The organism is Acidovorax sp. MR-S7, from assembly GCF_000400995.2.
Classification (GTDB): domain Bacteria; phylum Pseudomonadota; class Gammaproteobacteria; order Burkholderiales; family Burkholderiaceae_C; genus MR-S7.
The window spans coordinates 66,694-82,836 of record NZ_DF238891.1 but is presented as its reverse complement, the minus strand read 5'-3'; the positions used below and the strand labels follow the sequence as shown (position 1 = coordinate 82,836).

Sequence of the window (16,143 nt, the reverse complement as noted above, 5' to 3'; positions counted from 1 at the left end):
GGTGCGGTTCATTCCTTGTAGTAGACGATCTGGTGGCTGGTGGCCAGCAGCGCGCCGGCCTCGTTCCACAACTGCGCGGCCTGGTCGAAGAAGCCGTTGCGGAACTCCTGCGCGCGGGCCTGGCCCAGCAGGTAGCCCGCGCCGGTCTGCGCCAGCAGCGCGCTGCCGGCGTGGAAATAGACGGTGATGGACACGGTGCCCGCAGGCACCTGGCGCGCGCGGCGCAGCCAGACGCGGGGGAAGAAGATGTCGGCCATGGCCGCCAGCGCGCAGAAGTCGAGCGGCCGTGCAGGCGCGTCGCGCATCCACAGCTGCGACAGGCTGCTCTCGCCGCCGCCGTCCCACTGCGCGGGCAGGCTGCCGGCCACGGGGCGCATCTCGTAGCGCCGCAGCCATTCCACGGGGAAGGCGGGCGGGATGGCCTTGCACTGCGCCGGCGCAGGAACAAAGGGCATGGGCGTGTCGGCCGCGCCCCAGGTCTCGCGGCGCGCGGCTGTGACCACGGTGGCCGTGGTGGTGACCACGGGCGCACCTTCGGCATCGGGCTGCAGCACGGACAGCGTCCAGTGCTGCGTGGAGCGGTTGGTACGTACCGGCGTGGCCTGCAGCGTGAACGGCCCCTGCGTCAGCGCGCCGGCGTAGTTCACGGTGAGCGACAGCGGCTCGCCCAGCAGATCCGGGTGCTGCAGCACGGCCTGCAGCAGCGTGGCCGCGGTGACGCCGCCGAACGGCCCCACCATGTTCCAGTAGGCCGGCGTGGTGCGCCCTTCGTATTGCCCAGGCGCGGCGGAGGTGAGCGCCAGCGCATCGTCCAGGGGATGAATGCTGTGGTGGTGTGCGGTGGTCATAGACGTGCGAGTGTGCCGCGAAACCTGCGGCTACGGTGTCGCGCCCATCCAGCCCGCCAGCACCGCGGCCGCGCGCGGCCACAGACTCTGCGCGAACTGTGCGCGAAAGAAGCCGAAGTGCCCGATGCGCCGCGCCTGCACGTCCTGCGGCGCCACGCGCTCGACGCTGCGCGGCGCGTTGGCGTACAGGTTCACCAAGTTGTGCGTGCCGCGCCAGGTCATGAGCTCGTCGTCGCTCATGGACAGCGCCCGCACGGGAAAGCGCACGGCCGCATAGCTGCGCGCGGCGACCTCGCCCTCGGCGCCCACGCTGTACTGCGGGTGCAGGCACCAGCGGCGCCACTGCAGCACCACGCCGGCGGGCAGGTCGCCCACCTTGCGCAAGCGCCGCCCGGGGAAGTAGCCGCACAGGCGCGTGGCCAGCGGCACCAGCACGTGCCAGAAATAGAGCACCACGCGGCGCAGGCGCGGCGCGTTGTCGCGCCAGTAGCCGCTGCCCGCGGCGATGGACAGCAGCCCGTCCACCTGCTGCGGCGCGCGCAGCAGGCCCGGCAGCTGCGCGCCCAGGCTGTGGCCCAGCAGGAACAGCGGCCGGCCGGGCTGCAGCGCCTTGGCGTGGGCGATCACGGCCTCGTAGTCGCGCGCCCAGTCCGTCAGATTGGCGCGCACCTCGCGCATCGGGCCCCGCAGCGAATCGCCGTGGCCCCGGTAGTCGAAGGTGGTCACCTGGTAGCCCTGGCCGGCGAGCCAGGTGGCGAAGTCCTCGTAGAAGCTCTGGCGCACGCCCATCGCGCCGCCGATCACCACGCTGGCCACCACGTCGGCGCTGGGCGCATACACGCGCAGCGCCAGCGGCGCGGCGCCTTCCACCGGAAGGGCGAGGGTTTGCATGCCTGTCTCCTTGGTCGCCGTGGCGCCGCTTCTGGCGGCGGCGCGCACGGTGGGGGTGCGTTACACGCGCTCGAAGATGCCGGCCGCGCCCTGCCCCATGCCCACGCACATCGTGACCATGCCGTACTGCAGGTTCTTGCGGCGCAGCGCATGCACCACCGTGGCCGAGCGGATCGCGCCCGTGGCGCCCAGCGGGTGGCCCAGGGCGATGGCGCCGCCCATCGGGTTCACCTTGGCGGGATCGAGCCCGAGCGTGTTGACCACGGCGAGCGACTGGGCCGCGAAGGCCTCGTTCAGCTCGTACCAGCCGATGTCGTCGGCCTTCAGGCCCGCGTAGCGCAGCGCGGCGGGGATCGCCTCGATGGGGCCGATGCCCATGATGCTGGGCGGCACGCCCTTGCTGGCGAAGCTCACGAAGCGCGCCAGCGGCGTGAGGCCGAAGCGCTTGACCGCATCGCCGCTCGCCAGGATCAGCGCGCCCGCGCCGTCGCTGGTCTGCGAGCTGTTGCCCGCCGTGACGGTGCCGCGCGCGGCGAACACGGTCTTGAGCTTGCCCAGGCCTTCCAGCGTGGTGTCGGGGCGCGGGCCCTCGTCCAGGCCCACGGTGCGGGTCGTGGCGACCACTTCGCCCGTGGCCAGGTCGGCCGTGCGGTCGGTCACCTCGATGGGGGTGATCTCATCGGCGAACTCGCCCGCCTGCTGCGCGGCGATGGCGCGGCGGTGCGATTCGAGCGCGAAGGCGTCCTGCGCCTCGCGCGTCACCTTCCACTGCTGCGCCACCTTCTCGGCGGTGAGGCCCATGCCGTAGGCGATGCCCACGTCGCCGTCGCGTTCGAAGATGCTGGGCGAGAGCGAGGGGCTGTTGCCCATCATGGGCACCATGCTCATGCTCTCCACGCCGGCGGCGATCATCACCTCGGCCTCGCCCACGCGGATGCGGTCGGCCGCCATCGCCACGGCCGACAGGCCTGAGGCGCAGAAGCGGTTCACCGTGATGCCCCCCACGCTGGTGGGCAGGCCCGCGAGCACGGCGCCGATGCGCGCCACGTTCAGGCCCTGCTGCGCCTCGGGAATGGCGCAGCCGCAGATGATGTCTTCGATGGCCGCCGGGTCGAGCCCCGGCGCCTGGGCCAGCGCGGCCTTCAGGATGGTGGCCAGCAGGTCGTCGGGCCGGTGGTTGCGCAGGTAGCCGCGGTGCGACTTGCCGATGGGCGTGCGCGTGGCGGCGACGATGTAGGCGTCTTGCACTTGCTTCATGGTCGTTGTCTCTTTCAGTTGCGCACGGGCTTGCCGGTATTCAACATCCCCAGAATGCGCTCCTGCGTCTTGGGGTGCTCGATGAGCGCGCAGAACGCCTTGCGCTCCAGCGCCATCAGGTATTCCTCGCTGACCAGCGTGCCCGCATCCACGTCGCCGCCGCAGACCACCTCGGCGATCAGCGTGGCAATGTGCTGGTCGTGCGCGCTGATGAAGCCGCCGTCGCGCATGTTCACCAGCGAGCCCTTGATGGTGGCGATGCCGCTGCGCCCCGCCACGGGGAAGAGGCGCCTGGCCGGCGCGCGCCAACCGCTCGCTGCCATGCTCCGCGCCTCGTTGATGGCGACGAACAGCACTTCGTCCTTGTGCGGCACGATGAGGTCGCTCTCCAGCAGGTAGCCGAGCTTGCGCGATTCGATGGCACTGGTGCCCACCTTCGCCATCGCGGCGGCGGTGAAGCCTTCGGTCAGGAAGGGCAGGATGTCCTTGCCCGTGCCGGTGGCCGCGTTCTCGGCCGCGCGGCGGGCGATGTAGGTCAGACCGCCCGCGCCGGGCACCAGGCCCACGCCCACTTCGACGAGGCCGATGTAGCTTTCCATGTGCGCCACGCGGCGCGCGCTGTGCACGGCCAACTCGCACCCGCCACCGAGCGCCATGCCGTGGATGGCCGAGATCACCGGCACCTGGGCGTAGCGCAGGCGCAGCATGAGGTTCTGCAGCTCGTGCTCCACGCCCTCGATGGCCGCGATGCCCGCGACCACATAGGCGGGCATGGTGGCCTGCAGGTCGGCGCCCACGCTGAAGGGCGCGTCGCCCGACCAGATCACCATGCCCTCGTACTCGCGCTCGGCGAGGTCGACGGCCTCCATCAGCCCTTCCATCACGTCGGGGCTGATCGCGTGCATCTTGCTCTGGATGCTGGCGATGAGCACCTTGCCGTCGAGCGTCCAGGTGCGCAGCGCGTCGGTGTCGCCGATGGTGGTGCCGGCCTTGCGCCAGTCGGGCAGGTTGTCCTCGCCCAGCAGTTTCTCGGGGAAGTGCTGGCGCTCGTACACCGGCAACTGGCGGCGCGGAACGAACTTGCCCTGCCGGGGGCTCCATGAGCCCTGCGCCGTGTGCACGCCTCCGGCCTCGGCCACGGGGCCCTTGAACACCCACTCCGGCAGCGGCGCCTTGCTGAGCGCCTTGCCCGCGTCGATGTCCTCCTGGATCATCGTGGCGACGTCGAGCCAGCCCGCTTCCTGCCACAGCTCGAACGGGCCCTGCTTCATGCCGAAGCCCCAGCGCATGGCCTGGTCCACGTCGCGCGCGGTATCGGCAATCGTCGCCAGATGCACGGCGGCGTAGTGGAAGCTGTTGCGCAGGATGGCCCAGAGGAACTGGCCCTGCGCGCCTTCGGCATTACGCAGCAGCTTCAGGCGCTCAGCGGCGGGCCGCTTCAGCATGCGGCCATAGACCTCGTCGGCCTTCGCGCCCGCGGGCACGTATTCCTCGCTCTCCAGCTCGAAGCGCAGGATGTCGCGGCCCACCTTCTTGTAGAAGCCCGCCTTGGCCTTCTGGCCCAGGTTGCCCAGCTCGATGAGCTTTTGCAGCACGGGGGGCGTGCCGAAGCTGCCATAAAACGGGTCGCTCTTTTCGTCCAGGTTGTCCTGCAGCGTCTTGATGACGTGGGCCATCGTGTCCAGCCCCACCACGTCGGCGGTGCGGAAGGTGCCGCTGCTGGCGCGGCCGAGCTTCTTGCCCGTGAGGTCGTCCACCACGTCGAAGGTCAGGCCGAAGTTCTCCACCTCCTTCATCGTGGCGAGCATGCCCGCGATGCCCACGCGGTTGGCGATGAAGTTGGGCGTGTCGTGCGCGCGCACCACGCCCTTGCCCAGGCCGCTGGTGACGAAGGCTTCGAGCTGGTCGAGCACCTGCGCTTCAGTCGTGGGCGTGTCGATCAGCTCCACCAACACCATGTAGCGCGGCGGGTTGAAGAAGTGGATGCCGCAGAAGCGCGGCTTCACGCTCTCGGGCAGCGCCTCGGAGAGCTTGGTGATCGACAGGCCCGAGGTGTTGGAGGCCACGATGGCGTGCGGCGCGAGGTGGGGCGCGATCTTCTTGTAAAGGTCGAGCTTCCAGTCCATGCGCTCGGCGATGGCCTCGATCACGAGGTCGCACTCGCCCAGCAGGGCCATGTGCTCCTCGTAGTTGGCCTGTTGGATGAGCGCCGCATCCTCGGGCACGCCCAGCGGCGAGGGCTTGAGCTTCTTGAGGCCTTCGACGGCCTTGGTGACGATGCCGTTCTTGGGGCCTTCCTTGGCGGGAAGGTCGAACAGCACCACGGGCACCTTCACGTTGACGAGGTGGGCCGCGATCTGCGCGCCCATCACGCCGGCGCCGAGCACGGCGACTTTCTTCACTTGAAATCGGGACATTACTGCGTTCCTTGATTACTGCACGCGCTGCCAAGTCTGTGTGCGGCCGAAGGGGCCGATGGAGCCGCGCACTTCGAGCTTTTGCCCGCCCTCCACGGGCGTGAGGCGCAGGGTGTAGGACTTGCCGCTCTCGGGGTCGAGGATCTTGCCGCCCTCCCACACGTCCTTGCCCTCAGCCTTCTTGGCGCCGCGGATGATGGGCAGGCCGACCATGGGCTGGTCTTTCAGCTCGTCCTTGCATTCCACGCACTTGGCCGCCGGGTCGGCGTCCTTGCGCAGCAGCTTCTCGATGCGCCCTTCCAGCACGCCGCCGGCGTCCTGGATGCGGATCTCGGACTTGGCCTCGCCGGTCTTGTCGTCCATGCTGCGCCACAGGCCCACGGGTGTGGCCTGGGCCCACACGGGGGAGGCGATTGCTACTAAAAGAATAGCTGCTAGCGCTTGTCTCATATTGGCTCCAGTGCGAAAAGACTCAAAACCCTGCGATCAGGCGAGGGCCGCGTCGGTGTCCATGAGCGGCTTGCTGCCGGCGCGCGCGGTGCGCATCAGCGTGGCGGTCTCGGGGAACAGCTTGGCGAAGTAGAAGCGCGCCGTCTGCAGCTTGGCCTGGTAGAACGGATCGGTATTGCCCGCCGCGATTTCGCGCAGCGCCACCTGGGCCATGCGCGCGAACAGGTAGCCGAACACCAGGTGGCCGGCCACGCGCAGGTAGTCCACGGCGGCGGCGCCCACCTCGTCGGGGTTCTGGAAGCCGCGGAAGCCGATCTCGGTGGTGAACTTGGTCATCTGGTCGCCCAGGTAGGCAATGGGGTTGATGAACTCGGCCATCTTCTCGTTCACGCCCTCTTGGGCCACGAGCTGGCCCACGAGCTTGCCGAATTTCTTGAGCGTGGCGCCGTTGTTCGACAGGATCTTGCGACCCAGCAGGTCGAGCGACTGCACGGTGTTCGTGCCTTCGTAGATCATGTTGATGCGGTTGTCGCGCACGAACTGCTCCATGCCCCATTCCTTGATGAAGCCGTGACCGCCGAAGACCTGCATGCAGGCGTTGGTGCTGATGTGGCCGTTGTCGGTGATGAAGGCCTTGACGATGGGCGTGAGCAGGGCGACCAGTTCGTCGCTGTCCTTGCGCACCTTCTCGTCGGGGTGCTCGTGCGTCTTGTCCAGCAGCAGCGTGCAGAAGATCTGCAGTGCGCGCGCGCCTTCGGCGTAGGCCTTGGCGGTGAGCAGCATCTTGCGCACGTCGGGATGCACGATGATGGGATCGGCCTCCTTGTCCTTGGCCTTCACGCCGCTCAGCGAGCGCATCTGGATGCGGTCCTTGGCATATGCCAGCGCGTTCTGGAAGGCCACTTCCGTCAGGCCCAGCGACTGGTTGCCCACGCCCAGGCGCGCGGCGTTCATCATCACGAACATGGCGGCCAGGCCCTTGTTGGGCTCGCCCACCAGGGTGCCGATGGCGCCGTCGATGGCGATCTGCGCCGTGGCGTTGCCGTGGATGCCCATCTTGTGCTCCAGGCCCGTGCAGTAGATGGGGTTGCGCTCGCCCAGCGTGCCGTCGGCCTTGACGTTGAACTTGGGCACCACGAACAGGCTGATGCCCTTGCTGCCCTTGGGCGCATCGGGCAGGCGGGCCAGCACCAGGTGGACGATGTTCTCGGTGAAGTCGTGCTCGCCCGCGCTGATGAAGATCTTGTTGCCGGTGATCTTGTACGTGCCATCGGCCTGAGGCTCGGCCTTGGTGCGCAGCAGGCCCAGGTCGGTGCCGCAGTGGGGCTCGGTCAGGCACATGGTGCCGGTCCACTCGCCGCTGGTCAGCTTGGGCAGGTAGGTCTTCTTCTGCGCGTCGGTGCCGTGCGCATGCAGGGCCTCGTAGGCGCCGTGCGACAGGCCGGGGTACATGGTCCATGCCTGATTGGCGCTGTTGAGCATCTCGTAGAGGCACTGGTTCATCACGAACGGCAGGCCCTGGCCACCGTAGGCCGGGTCGCATGACAGCGCCGCCCAGCCGCCTTCCACGTATTGCGCATAGGCTTCCTTGAAGCCCTTGGGCGTGGTGACCTCATGGGTCTTCTGGTCGAGCGTGCAGCCCTCCGTGTCGCCGCTGATGTTGAGCGGGAAGGTCACGCCCGCAGCGAACTTGCCGGCCTCTTCCAGCACGGCGTTGACGGTGTCGGTGTCCACCTCGGCGTGGCGCGGCATGGCCTTGAACTCGTCGGTGACCTTGAAGACTTCATGCAGGACGAATTGCATGTCGCGCAGCGGCGGCGTGTAAGTGGGCATGGTGGACTCCTGGAAAAAAGTGGAAATGAAAGAAGGTCAGGGCTGGACGCCGTAGCGCGCCAGAATGTTGTCGAAGCCGGCGTTCGCGCGGTCGATGGAGCCGGGCGTGCGCAGGAAGCGCGCCTCGTAGTGCAGCGCCAGGATCAGACCGTGGATCTCGAACAGCATCTGGTCCTCGTTCACGTCCGGCTGGATCTCGCCGCATTCCTTGCACTGCTGGATGGCCCGCTTCATGGCGGCATGCCAGGTCAGCACCGAACCCGCCAGCGCGTCGCGCACCGGGCCTGCGCGGTCGTCGAATTCCACGGCGCCGCTGATGTAGATGCAGCCGGAGTCGATCTCGATCGAGGTGCGCTGCATCCAGTTGGCGAACATCGCGCGCAGGCGTGCCACGCCACGCGGAGCGCTCATGGCGGGGTAGAACACTTCCTGCTCGAAGCGCGCGTGGTATTCACGCACCACGGAAATCTGCAGTTCCTCGCGCGAGCCGAAATGGGCGAAGACGCCGGATTTGCTCATGCCCGTCACGTCGGCCAAGGCGCCGATGGACAAGCCCTCCAGCCCGATGTGCGTAGCCAGGCCCAGCGCCGCGTCGACGATCGCTGCCTTGGTCTGCTGCCCTTTCTGCAGCGCCCGGCCTGCGCGGCGAGGCGCACGGGCGGGCTTGGGAGAGGTGGTCGAAGCGGACATGGCACAAATAAAACGAACGATCGTTCTATTTTGCACAAAAGACAGGACCTGCGCCAGAGCCTCTCTCCCTGCGCGGGGATTTCGAGGGTAAACCCCTAGAAGAAAACCGACGAGGCTGGCCGCGTGCCGCTGCTACAGCAGCAGTGTCAGCGTAGCGTCGAGGTGCTCCGTGGGCGATCGGCGGAAACCCGTGCGCGCGTAGCGCTGCAGCCGCCCGCGGATCAGGTCGCTCAGCGCCGCGGCGGCCACTTGTGCCTGCGCGGTGGGCGTCGCATCACCCGCGGCCTGTGCCGCGGGGCGCAGGCATTGGCGCAGTGTGGCCTCGATCTTGTCGAAGAACAGGTTCATGCGCTGCTGCAGGCGCTCGTTCTCGTACACCAGCGCATCGCCCACCATCACCCGCACCATGCCGGGATTGCGTTCGCCGAACTGCAGCACCATCGCCACGATGCGGGCGGCAGCCTGGGCGCCGTGGCCATCGCGCTCGGCGATCTGGTTCACCAAGGTGAAGACGCTCTGCTCGATGAAGTCGATGAGCCCCTCGAACATCTGCGCCTTGCTGGCGAAGTGGCGGTACAACGCCGCCTCGCTCACCTCCAGTTGCCGCGCCAGGGCGGCCGTGGTGATGCGCTCGGCCCCCGGCTGCTGCAGCATGGACGCGAGGGTCTGCAGGATCTGCTCGCGCCGCTCCCCCGGCCGGGGCCGGCGGCGTGCGGCCGGAGCGTCTTCGGAAGCGGTGGGTTCGGGGAGTGCGGAGATCGATTCGGACATAGGCAACACCTGTGTGCAATTGATTCTCGCACAGCGCTGCGCCAGCCCCGTCACTCCTGAATTGGTAGCTTCCAGCGCTTTCCCGACAAGCGCTGGAGCCCTATTTCACTGAAATTCTCAGTGGCTTCGGATCATGGTGCCGTAGGCCTGGTCCGTCAGGATTTCCAGCAGCATCGAATGCGGCACGCGGCCATCGATGATGTGCACCGCGTTCACGCCGGCCTTGGCCGCGTCCAGCGCGCCACTGATCTTGGGCAGCATGCCGCCGGAGATGGTGCCGTCTGCGAACAGTCCGTCGATCTCGCGCGCCGTCAGGTCGGTGAGCAGGTTGCCCGCCTTGTCGAGCACGCCGGGGGTGTTGGTGAGCAGCACCAATTTCTCGGCTTGCAGCACCGTAGCCAGCTTGCTGGCCACCACATCGGCGTTGATGTTGTAGCTCTCGTTCTCTTCGCCGAAACCGATGGGGCTGATGACGGGGATAAACGCATCGTCCTGCAGCGCCTTGACCACGCTGGGGTCAATGGAAACGATGTCGCCGACCTGGCCCACGTCGTACTCGACGTTCGGATCCTTGTTGTCCACCATCTTGAGCTTCTTGGCGCGGATCAGCCCGCCGTCGCGCCCCGTCAGGCCCACGGCCTTGCCGCCCGCCTGGTGGATCAGGCCAACGATGTCCTGCTGCACCTCGCCGGCCAGCACCCATTCCACCACTTCCATGGTCTCGGCATCGGTCACGCGCATACCCTGGATGAACTCGCCCTTCTTGCCCAGGCGACCCAGCGCTGCCTCGATCTGCGGGCCGCCGCCGTGTACCACCACCGGGTTCATGCCGACCAGCTTGAGCAGCACCACATCCTCGGCGAAGTCGGCCTGCAGGGCCGGATCGGTCATCGCATTGCCGCCGTACTTGATCACCAGCGTCTTGCCGTGGAACTTGCGGATGTAGGGCAGCGCCTGGGCCAGGATTTCAGCCTTGTCGCGAGGGGCGATCGAAAGAAGGTCGGTCATGGGCAATTTCAGTACGGAAAAGTGCCGCAGATTGTGCAACTAAAACCGCATCCAGTCTGGAACCTTGAAGCGCACTATGCCGATGTATGCCGTCACGTAGGTCACACCGAACAATCCGCAGAACGCCATAAGCACAAGCGTGTTGCGCCAGAACAGCACGGCAGGTACCACCGTCAGCATAAAAAACGCCCATAGATAGGGAGAAGTACGGTTGTTGCGCTTGAGCATGCGACGCGCTTCGTCATCATGGAACACGCCGCGCACGAGCCGGCGGTAGATGAGCTGATGGAAGTGCAGAGCATCGGCCATGCCGGGCGAGTCGCCCCGGGCCAGCTTCCGGTAAATCGAGAACATCGTCTCCCAGATCGGATAGATCAACAGCAGCACAGGAAACCAAGGCGATACGTCAACGTTGCGCTGCACCAGCGACAGGCTGGCCACCGCGATCACCACGCCCCAGATGTAGGCCCCGCCATCGCCCGCGAACAGCATGCCGCGTGGGTAATTCCACACCAGGAACCCTCCCGTGGCCGCAGCGAGACATACCAGCAACGCTCCCAGTGCCCGGTCGCCTACCTGCAGACACACATGTGCCAAAGCAAGGCAGACGATCAACGCCACCATTCCCGCCAAGCCGTTGTAGCCATCGATGATGTTGAACGCATGCGGCAGTCCCGCAATGGCCAGGAGCACGATTCCCACGCCCAGCCATGGAACCTGGCCCAGCAATGTGTCCAGCCATGGCAGGCCCAACCGAGTCACATTCAGCTCCAGCAGCCACGCGGCCAACCCGCCCGATACCAGTGTCAACAGCAACCGGTAGCGCACCGTGAGCCGCTGCGTCATATCTTCAGCGATGCCCCCCAAAGCTGCCGGCAGCAGCACCACGATCCACCAGAACACCCAGAAGCCCATGCGCAATGAGCCTGGGTCGCCCGCATGCGTCTGCCAGATGCCCAGCAGCCAGCTCGCCACCACACCGGCCAGCAGCGCCATCCCGCCCAAGCGCGGCACTTCGCCCACGTGAAAGCGCTGGGGCATGGTTTCGCCATACATTGCTGCGCGCCCCCCCATCCAGCGGATGATGTAAGCAGCAGACAACCCTGCAACGAGAAAGCCAACCAGAGACAACCAGATCATGGGGAGCTGATGGTACTCGCACTGCCCAGCCAGCGGCCTGGCGGATACGCCAACCGCCTCCTCAATTTGCAACTAACTGGGGCATGCTTTGTCCTCCCTCCGCATGCCGCAGCCGGGCACCAGGGCGATTGCTGGGACAATGCACCGCGAAGGCCGCTGGTCAACACACCGGCCTCGCCAGGGAAGCCGACCAATGAAGAGAGAAATAACCGAAAAAGTACGCTACGTCATGGATGAACTGGTGCCACCCGCCATTCGCGACAGCCGCTGGTTCATGTGGCCCTTCTTCGTGATGGCCTATGGCACCTTTGCGGTCCGGCCCTTCATGGAGTTCAAGTCCCGGGCATACGCCATGACAGCGGAGGATTACAGGAATTTCTATGCCTCTCTGGGCAATTCGATATCCCGCAGGCGCATAAGCGATCTCAACGAAGCCTCGGTGCGCTTCATCACAGAGCAGCTGCGCCACACCAGCGGCACGAGCCTGCTCGACGTCGGCACGGGCAACGGCTATCTGCTCTCCCGGCTCAGCGGGGAGCGTGCATGGCGCAGGCTCGCGGGCGTTGACGTAGTCGCCGTCACCGGCGAATCGACGCATTTTGAATTCCATGAGGGCATGCTCCCATTGCTGCCCTTCGCGGATCACGAATTCGACGTCGTGACCTGCACCCACGTCGTTGAACACCTGCTCGACGTCGAAGCCTCTATCAAGGAGCTGCTGCGCATCACGAGGCGGCAACTGTTCATCGTCCTGCCGCGGCAGCGCTACTACTTCTACACGCTCGACGAGCACTTGAACTTCTATCCGCACATCGAACCCCTGCTCCGGCTGCTGCAGCCCCACCAAGTGCGCCATGAACTCCGGGGGGGCGACTGGGCCATCGCCATCACCCCGGCCATGCAGACCGCTGCCCCATGAGCCAGACGCTCAAGCTGGTCTTTTCCGCGCTGCTGCTTGCCGCGGCGCTCACGCTGGCCCATGCGCTCCTGCGCTCTGCCGCCAGCCATCCGCCGCTCAGGATCGACTGGATTGCGCGCACCGGCGCCGCCCTGGTGCTCTACGGCGGAGTTTTCTTCAGCTATGCCTTTCTCCTGCGGTATTTCGATCTGTCCACGCTCTATCCCCTGTACACAGGCCTGTCCATCATCGGCGTACTCCTGATCGGGACGGTGTATTTCGGAGAAAGCCTATCCCTGCAGAAAATCATCGGCACCGCCACCATCATCGCTGGCATATTTCTTCTTTCGAAATAGAGCGGCTGCGCATGAAGAAGATTGCAATCGTTACCCCCTGCTTCAACGAAGAGGAGAACATCGGGCCGTTCTTCGACAGGCTTTCGAAAGTCCTGGCCCGGCACGACCAATACGCATTCCAGCTGATCTTGGTGAATGATGGCAGCTCGGATGGCACTTTCCCGGCCATCGAAAAACTGTCAAAGCAACAGAAATGGGTGAAAGGCATCAATTTCACCCGGAATTTCGGCAAGGAGGCAGCACTCACCGCCGGGCTGAACCATGCCGGCGGCGACGCCGTGATCTTCATCGATGCCGATCTGCAGCACCCGCCCGAAGTCATCGACGACTTCATCCACGCCTGGGAGCACGGCGCCGAAGTGGTGCTGGGCCGCAGGATATCCCGGGACACAGACACCAAGGCATACCGTTTTCTCGCCAGCATCTTCTACCGGCTTCACAACCGAATTTCCGATGTCAAGCTGCCCGAGAACGTCGGCGATTTCAGGCTGATCGACAGGAAAGTGGCCGATCACCTCCGGAGCATGCCCGAGAACTGCCGGTTCATGAAAGGCATGTTCGCCTGGGTGGGATATGCGCCGCAATTCGTCGAATACGAGGTCGAGGAGCGCTTTGGCGGCAAGTCATCCTTCAACAAATGGCGCTCCTGGAACTTGGCGCTCGAAGGCATCACCAGTTTCAGCACCGCACCCCTTCGAGTCTGGACCTACATTGGAACCGGCGTTTTACTGGTCGGGCTGCTGTACTCCGCCCTCATCATCGTCCGAGCGCTGATGTACGGCATACAAACCCCAGGGTATGTGACGCTGCTGACGGCCATGGTGATCTTTGGCGGCGTGCAGCTGATAGGGCTCGGCATTCTTGGCGAATACATCGGCAGGATCTACATAGAAGCCAAGCGCCGCCCGCCCTATCTCATCAAGGAAATGGTCCAGCAGGAAACACCGCCCGTAGCCCACTTGGACGGCCACAGCCCCTATGGCAAAGAACAAGACGCCCGTTGATCTCCTTCTGGCGCCGCTGATGATCGCGGTGCTGGGAGGCCTGCAGATTTACTTCTTCGACGTCACCTTCCACGGCCCGGATCAGATCCGCGACATGGAAGTCGCGCGCCGGCTCGTCCACGCGCACGAGTGGCCCGTCAACAGCCCGCCCATGTTCGGAGAGCGCATTACGCTGCCGCCCGGGTTCTATTACCTGCTGGCGCTGCCGCTGCTGCTCAAGGACAGCGACGCCAGCGTTTTCATTGCCTTTGGCATCCTGTTTCTTCTGTCGGCCCTCTATTTGTGGCGCCAGACGAGCCAGGCCTTCGGCCCACACTGTGGCCTAGTCTATGCCACCCTGGCGCTGCCTCTTTTTCCGTCCATCTATGCCCACAGCGCCTGGGCGCCAGCACTCATCATCACGTTCAGCAACGTCCTGCTGGGCCTGTACATCCGCTCTGCCAGCCAGGAGAAAGCTGGCTGGTTTGCCCTGCCGCTGGTCTTTTTCCTGCTGGTGCAGATCCACCCTTCAGCTGCGCCTCTGCTGGCGGGTCTGACCCTGTACGTGCTGTTCCACCGCCGCATCCTCGCGGACAAGCGCACCCTGGCCTCGGTCGCCATCGCCACCGCAGCGACGGCGGTCTGGCTCGTCAAGTCCGGCGCATGGGCCCGGCTGGCGGCCACCGGCGCGCCAGCGGCGGCCTTGCAGCAGCCCGGTCACGGCTGGCTTGCCAATTTCCTGGATCTGGCGAAGTGGCGCGACGCGCTCCTGATGCCCTACAGCCTTGTCACTGGAATCCAGCCGGCCATGGAGCCGCTCGACACCCTCGCCGCCGCGGGCCTGGCTGTCATGCTGGCCGGCCTCGGCTTGTGCTGCGTGCTGGGATGGGCCGAGCGCACCGTCCGCTGGATATTGGCCACCCTGGCCATCTGGCTGATCGTCTCGATGGCATTTCTGCACCAGGGAGGGTTCTGGCACCTCGATGTCATCCACCCCTGGCTAGCCGTGGCCGCCGCCTATGGCTGGAGTCGGTTCTGTGACCTGCTGAAAATCCCCCGCCTCGGGTTGCGCGCCCTCGCAGGCGCCGTCTTTGCCATCGCGCTCTCGTCGCACGCCATTCTTTACCGGGGCATGGATCGCCTGGGAAAGATGGACTGGCCGATATCCACCATGTTTTTCCCGCAGGCGCCGCCCTCGGACATCGTCGTTCCGTCCTACACCTACAGGCATCTGACCGCCGTGCGCAAGATTCTGGACACCCGCCGCATCTGCCAGGATCAGGTCGCAGGGCTGGCGCCGATGGCGATGCGGGAGGCCACCAGCCGCTATTTCGAGCCGGCCTGCACAACTGCGGCCATCACCCAGCCACCGGCGCCCCGGTATTTCATTGCCACCGCGCAAGACCGCCTGCGCTTTGATTTCACCAAGGGCATCGAGGCCATCGCCGTGGCCGGAGATTCAGCGGTCTATGCGCCGCAGGCACTGGACATCGCCCTCAATGGGAAACGCACGGCCACCCTGCTATCGCAGCAGAGGTTCAACTACATGACCTACCTGCCAGCCCATCTGGAGCATGGCCTGCAGGTCACCATGCCGCCCGGTGCCGCGGACATCCTCCTGCGCCTGGCCCTGCGATGCAGCGAGGAGTTGCCTGCGCACCAGCCCGGCTACTGGCGCCTGGAGGGCGCAAGCATCGCCCGGCCCATGATCACCGAACGCCACAGGTATCTGAGCCTTTACTACTACGACCTGGAATGGCTCCTCTCCCCGCATGGCAGCGCACCAGCTGTCGCTCTGTCCTCGCTCGGGGAGCCCATGCACTGCGACGTATCGGCCATTGCCCGCACTGCAGCGCCCTAGGAGAGCTATAAATTTTATAGCAAAAACCCTTTATGTATAGGCGCAATTGCCTATTTTCTCTTGCGCCTTCTTTTCAAGGCAGCGGGTCGGACCAGGTCTTGTAGAGGCGCATCACCTTCTCGACATATTTCTGCGTTTCCGGATAGGGAGGGATGCGCCGACCGTGCTTGATGACCGCCCCCTCACCCGCGTTGTAAGCAGCAACGGCCAGCTCCTTGTCTCCGTCGAACAGGCGCAGCAGATCCGCCAGGTAGCGGCTGCCGACCTGGGCATTGATCCGGGGCTCCATGACGGCGTGCCGACCATCGGGCGACGCGCCTGCCGCCACGCCGTAGCGCGCCGCCGTGGCCGGCATGATCTGCATCAGCCCCAAGGCGCCCTTGTGGGAAACCGCGTCCGCATTGAAGGCGGACTCGGCCGCGGCGACAGCCATGACGAGCATCGGATCGAGCGACTCGGACAGCGCCGCCGATTCCAGATGCGGCTTGACCTGTTCGAAGCCCACCATTTTGCTCAAGGGCTTCGGGCTGGCGGCACCCTGCCCGACCACAGCACCGCGCGCCATCGGCACTTGGTGCAGCCAGATGACGCCGCGCTGCGCAGGAGGAACGGCATTGCCTATGTGCACTACCCCCTCGCCATCCACGAATTCCCAGATCGCCTTGCCGTCCGCAAAGACAGGTCCCGCGCAGAGCAGCGACAGCCACAGCGCCGCCGCCCGTATGAAAGATCTCGCCATG

At 65.7% G+C, this 16,143-nt stretch carries 15 protein-coding genes; 4 read left to right on the top strand and 11 right to left on the bottom strand.

The genetic code is table 11. From position 1 onward, the window contains the following. Nucleotides 1-8: 8 nt before the first annotated feature. From AVS7_RS00400 to AVS7_RS00355, 10 genes are all read right to left on the bottom strand, one after another. Entirely contained in the window at nucleotides 9-848 is an 840-nt protein-coding gene (locus AVS7_RS00400) for an acyl-CoA thioesterase II (RefSeq protein WP_020226522.1), read from the bottom strand. Nucleotides 849-878: 30 nt separating this feature from the next. Then, nucleotides 879-1,739 (bottom strand): alpha/beta fold hydrolase, encoded by an 861-nt coding sequence (locus AVS7_RS00395; protein WP_020226521.1) that lies wholly within the window; start codon nucleotides 1,737-1,739, stop codon nucleotides 879-881. A 60-nt stretch (nucleotides 1,740-1,799) separates the two neighbouring features. Continuing rightward, on the bottom strand, nucleotides 1,800-2,996 hold the full coding sequence (locus AVS7_RS00390; RefSeq protein ID WP_020226520.1) for an acetyl-CoA C-acyltransferase: 1,197 nt from the start codon (nucleotides 2,994-2,996) through the stop codon (nucleotides 1,800-1,802). Nucleotides 2,997-3,010: 14 nt separating this feature from the next. Continuing rightward, on the bottom strand, nucleotides 3,011-5,413 hold the full coding sequence (locus AVS7_RS00385) for a 3-hydroxyacyl-CoA dehydrogenase/enoyl-CoA hydratase family protein (protein ID WP_024000708.1): 2,403 nt from the start codon (nucleotides 5,411-5,413) through the stop codon (nucleotides 3,011-3,013). 15 nt (nucleotides 5,414-5,428) lie between these two features. After that, a complete protein-coding gene (locus AVS7_RS00380; protein ID WP_034689513.1) occupies nucleotides 5,429-5,863 on the bottom strand; it encodes a DUF2147 domain-containing protein in 435 nt (144 codons plus the stop codon). A gap of 36 nt (nucleotides 5,864-5,899) precedes the next feature. Continuing rightward, complete coding sequence (locus AVS7_RS00375) at nucleotides 5,900-7,696, bottom strand: acyl-CoA dehydrogenase C-terminal domain-containing protein (protein ID WP_020226517.1); 1,797 nt, start codon at nucleotides 7,694-7,696, stop codon at nucleotides 5,900-5,902. Nucleotides 7,697-7,732: 36 nt separating this feature from the next. Next, nucleotides 7,733-8,386, bottom strand: coding sequence for a TetR/AcrR family transcriptional regulator (locus AVS7_RS00370; protein WP_020226516.1), 654 nt, complete (start codon nucleotides 8,384-8,386; stop codon nucleotides 7,733-7,735). A 132-nt stretch (nucleotides 8,387-8,518) separates the two neighbouring features. Beyond that, on the bottom strand, nucleotides 8,519-9,157 hold the full coding sequence (gene slmA / locus AVS7_RS00365) for a nucleoid occlusion factor SlmA (RefSeq protein ID WP_020226515.1): 639 nt from the start codon (nucleotides 9,155-9,157) through the stop codon (nucleotides 8,519-8,521). Nucleotides 9,158-9,274: 117 nt separating this feature from the next. Beyond that, a complete protein-coding gene (gene argB, locus AVS7_RS00360) occupies nucleotides 9,275-10,165 on the bottom strand; it encodes an acetylglutamate kinase (RefSeq protein ID WP_020226514.1) in 891 nt (296 codons plus the stop codon). A 39-nt stretch (nucleotides 10,166-10,204) separates the two neighbouring features. Further along, on the bottom strand, nucleotides 10,205-11,305 hold the full coding sequence (locus tag AVS7_RS00355) for a glycosyltransferase (RefSeq protein WP_034689559.1): 1,101 nt from the start codon (nucleotides 11,303-11,305) through the stop codon (nucleotides 10,205-10,207). A gap of 193 nt (nucleotides 11,306-11,498) precedes the next feature. Here AVS7_RS00355 and AVS7_RS00350 point away from each other — a divergent pair, with 193 nt between their 5' ends. Genes AVS7_RS00350 through AVS7_RS00335 form a run of 4 tightly spaced genes read left to right on the top strand, consistent with a single transcriptional unit; the run spans nucleotide 11,499 to nucleotide 15,403 of the window. After that, a complete protein-coding gene (locus tag AVS7_RS00350; protein ID WP_159402776.1) occupies nucleotides 11,499-12,224 on the top strand; it encodes a class I SAM-dependent methyltransferase in 726 nt (241 codons plus the stop codon). Then, a complete protein-coding gene (locus tag AVS7_RS00345; protein ID WP_020226511.1) occupies nucleotides 12,221-12,559 on the top strand; it encodes a multidrug efflux SMR transporter in 339 nt (112 codons plus the stop codon). Before AVS7_RS00350 ends, AVS7_RS00345 begins: the two co-directional genes overlap by 4 nt. 11 nt (nucleotides 12,560-12,570) lie before the next feature. Continuing rightward, the gene (locus AVS7_RS00340) at nucleotides 12,571-13,563 is read left to right on the top strand and encodes a glycosyltransferase family 2 protein (protein WP_020226510.1); all 993 of its coding nucleotides are present in this window, start codon (nucleotides 12,571-12,573) and stop codon (nucleotides 13,561-13,563) included. Beyond that, nucleotides 13,538-15,403, top strand: coding sequence for a hypothetical protein (locus tag AVS7_RS00335; protein WP_024000705.1), 1,866 nt, complete (start codon nucleotides 13,538-13,540; stop codon nucleotides 15,401-15,403). The genes AVS7_RS00340 and AVS7_RS00335 overlap by 26 nt, the downstream gene beginning before the upstream one ends. 73 nt (nucleotides 15,404-15,476) lie before the next feature. On the opposite strand, the gene AVS7_RS00330 is transcribed toward AVS7_RS00335, so the two are convergent. After that, nucleotides 15,477-16,142 carry a lytic transglycosylase domain-containing protein gene (locus AVS7_RS00330; RefSeq protein WP_020226508.1) on the bottom strand — a complete coding sequence of 222 codons (666 nt, stop codon included), beginning with the start codon at nucleotides 16,140-16,142 and terminating at the stop codon, nucleotides 15,477-15,479. Between the last annotated feature and the right edge of the window lies 1 nt (nucleotide 16,143).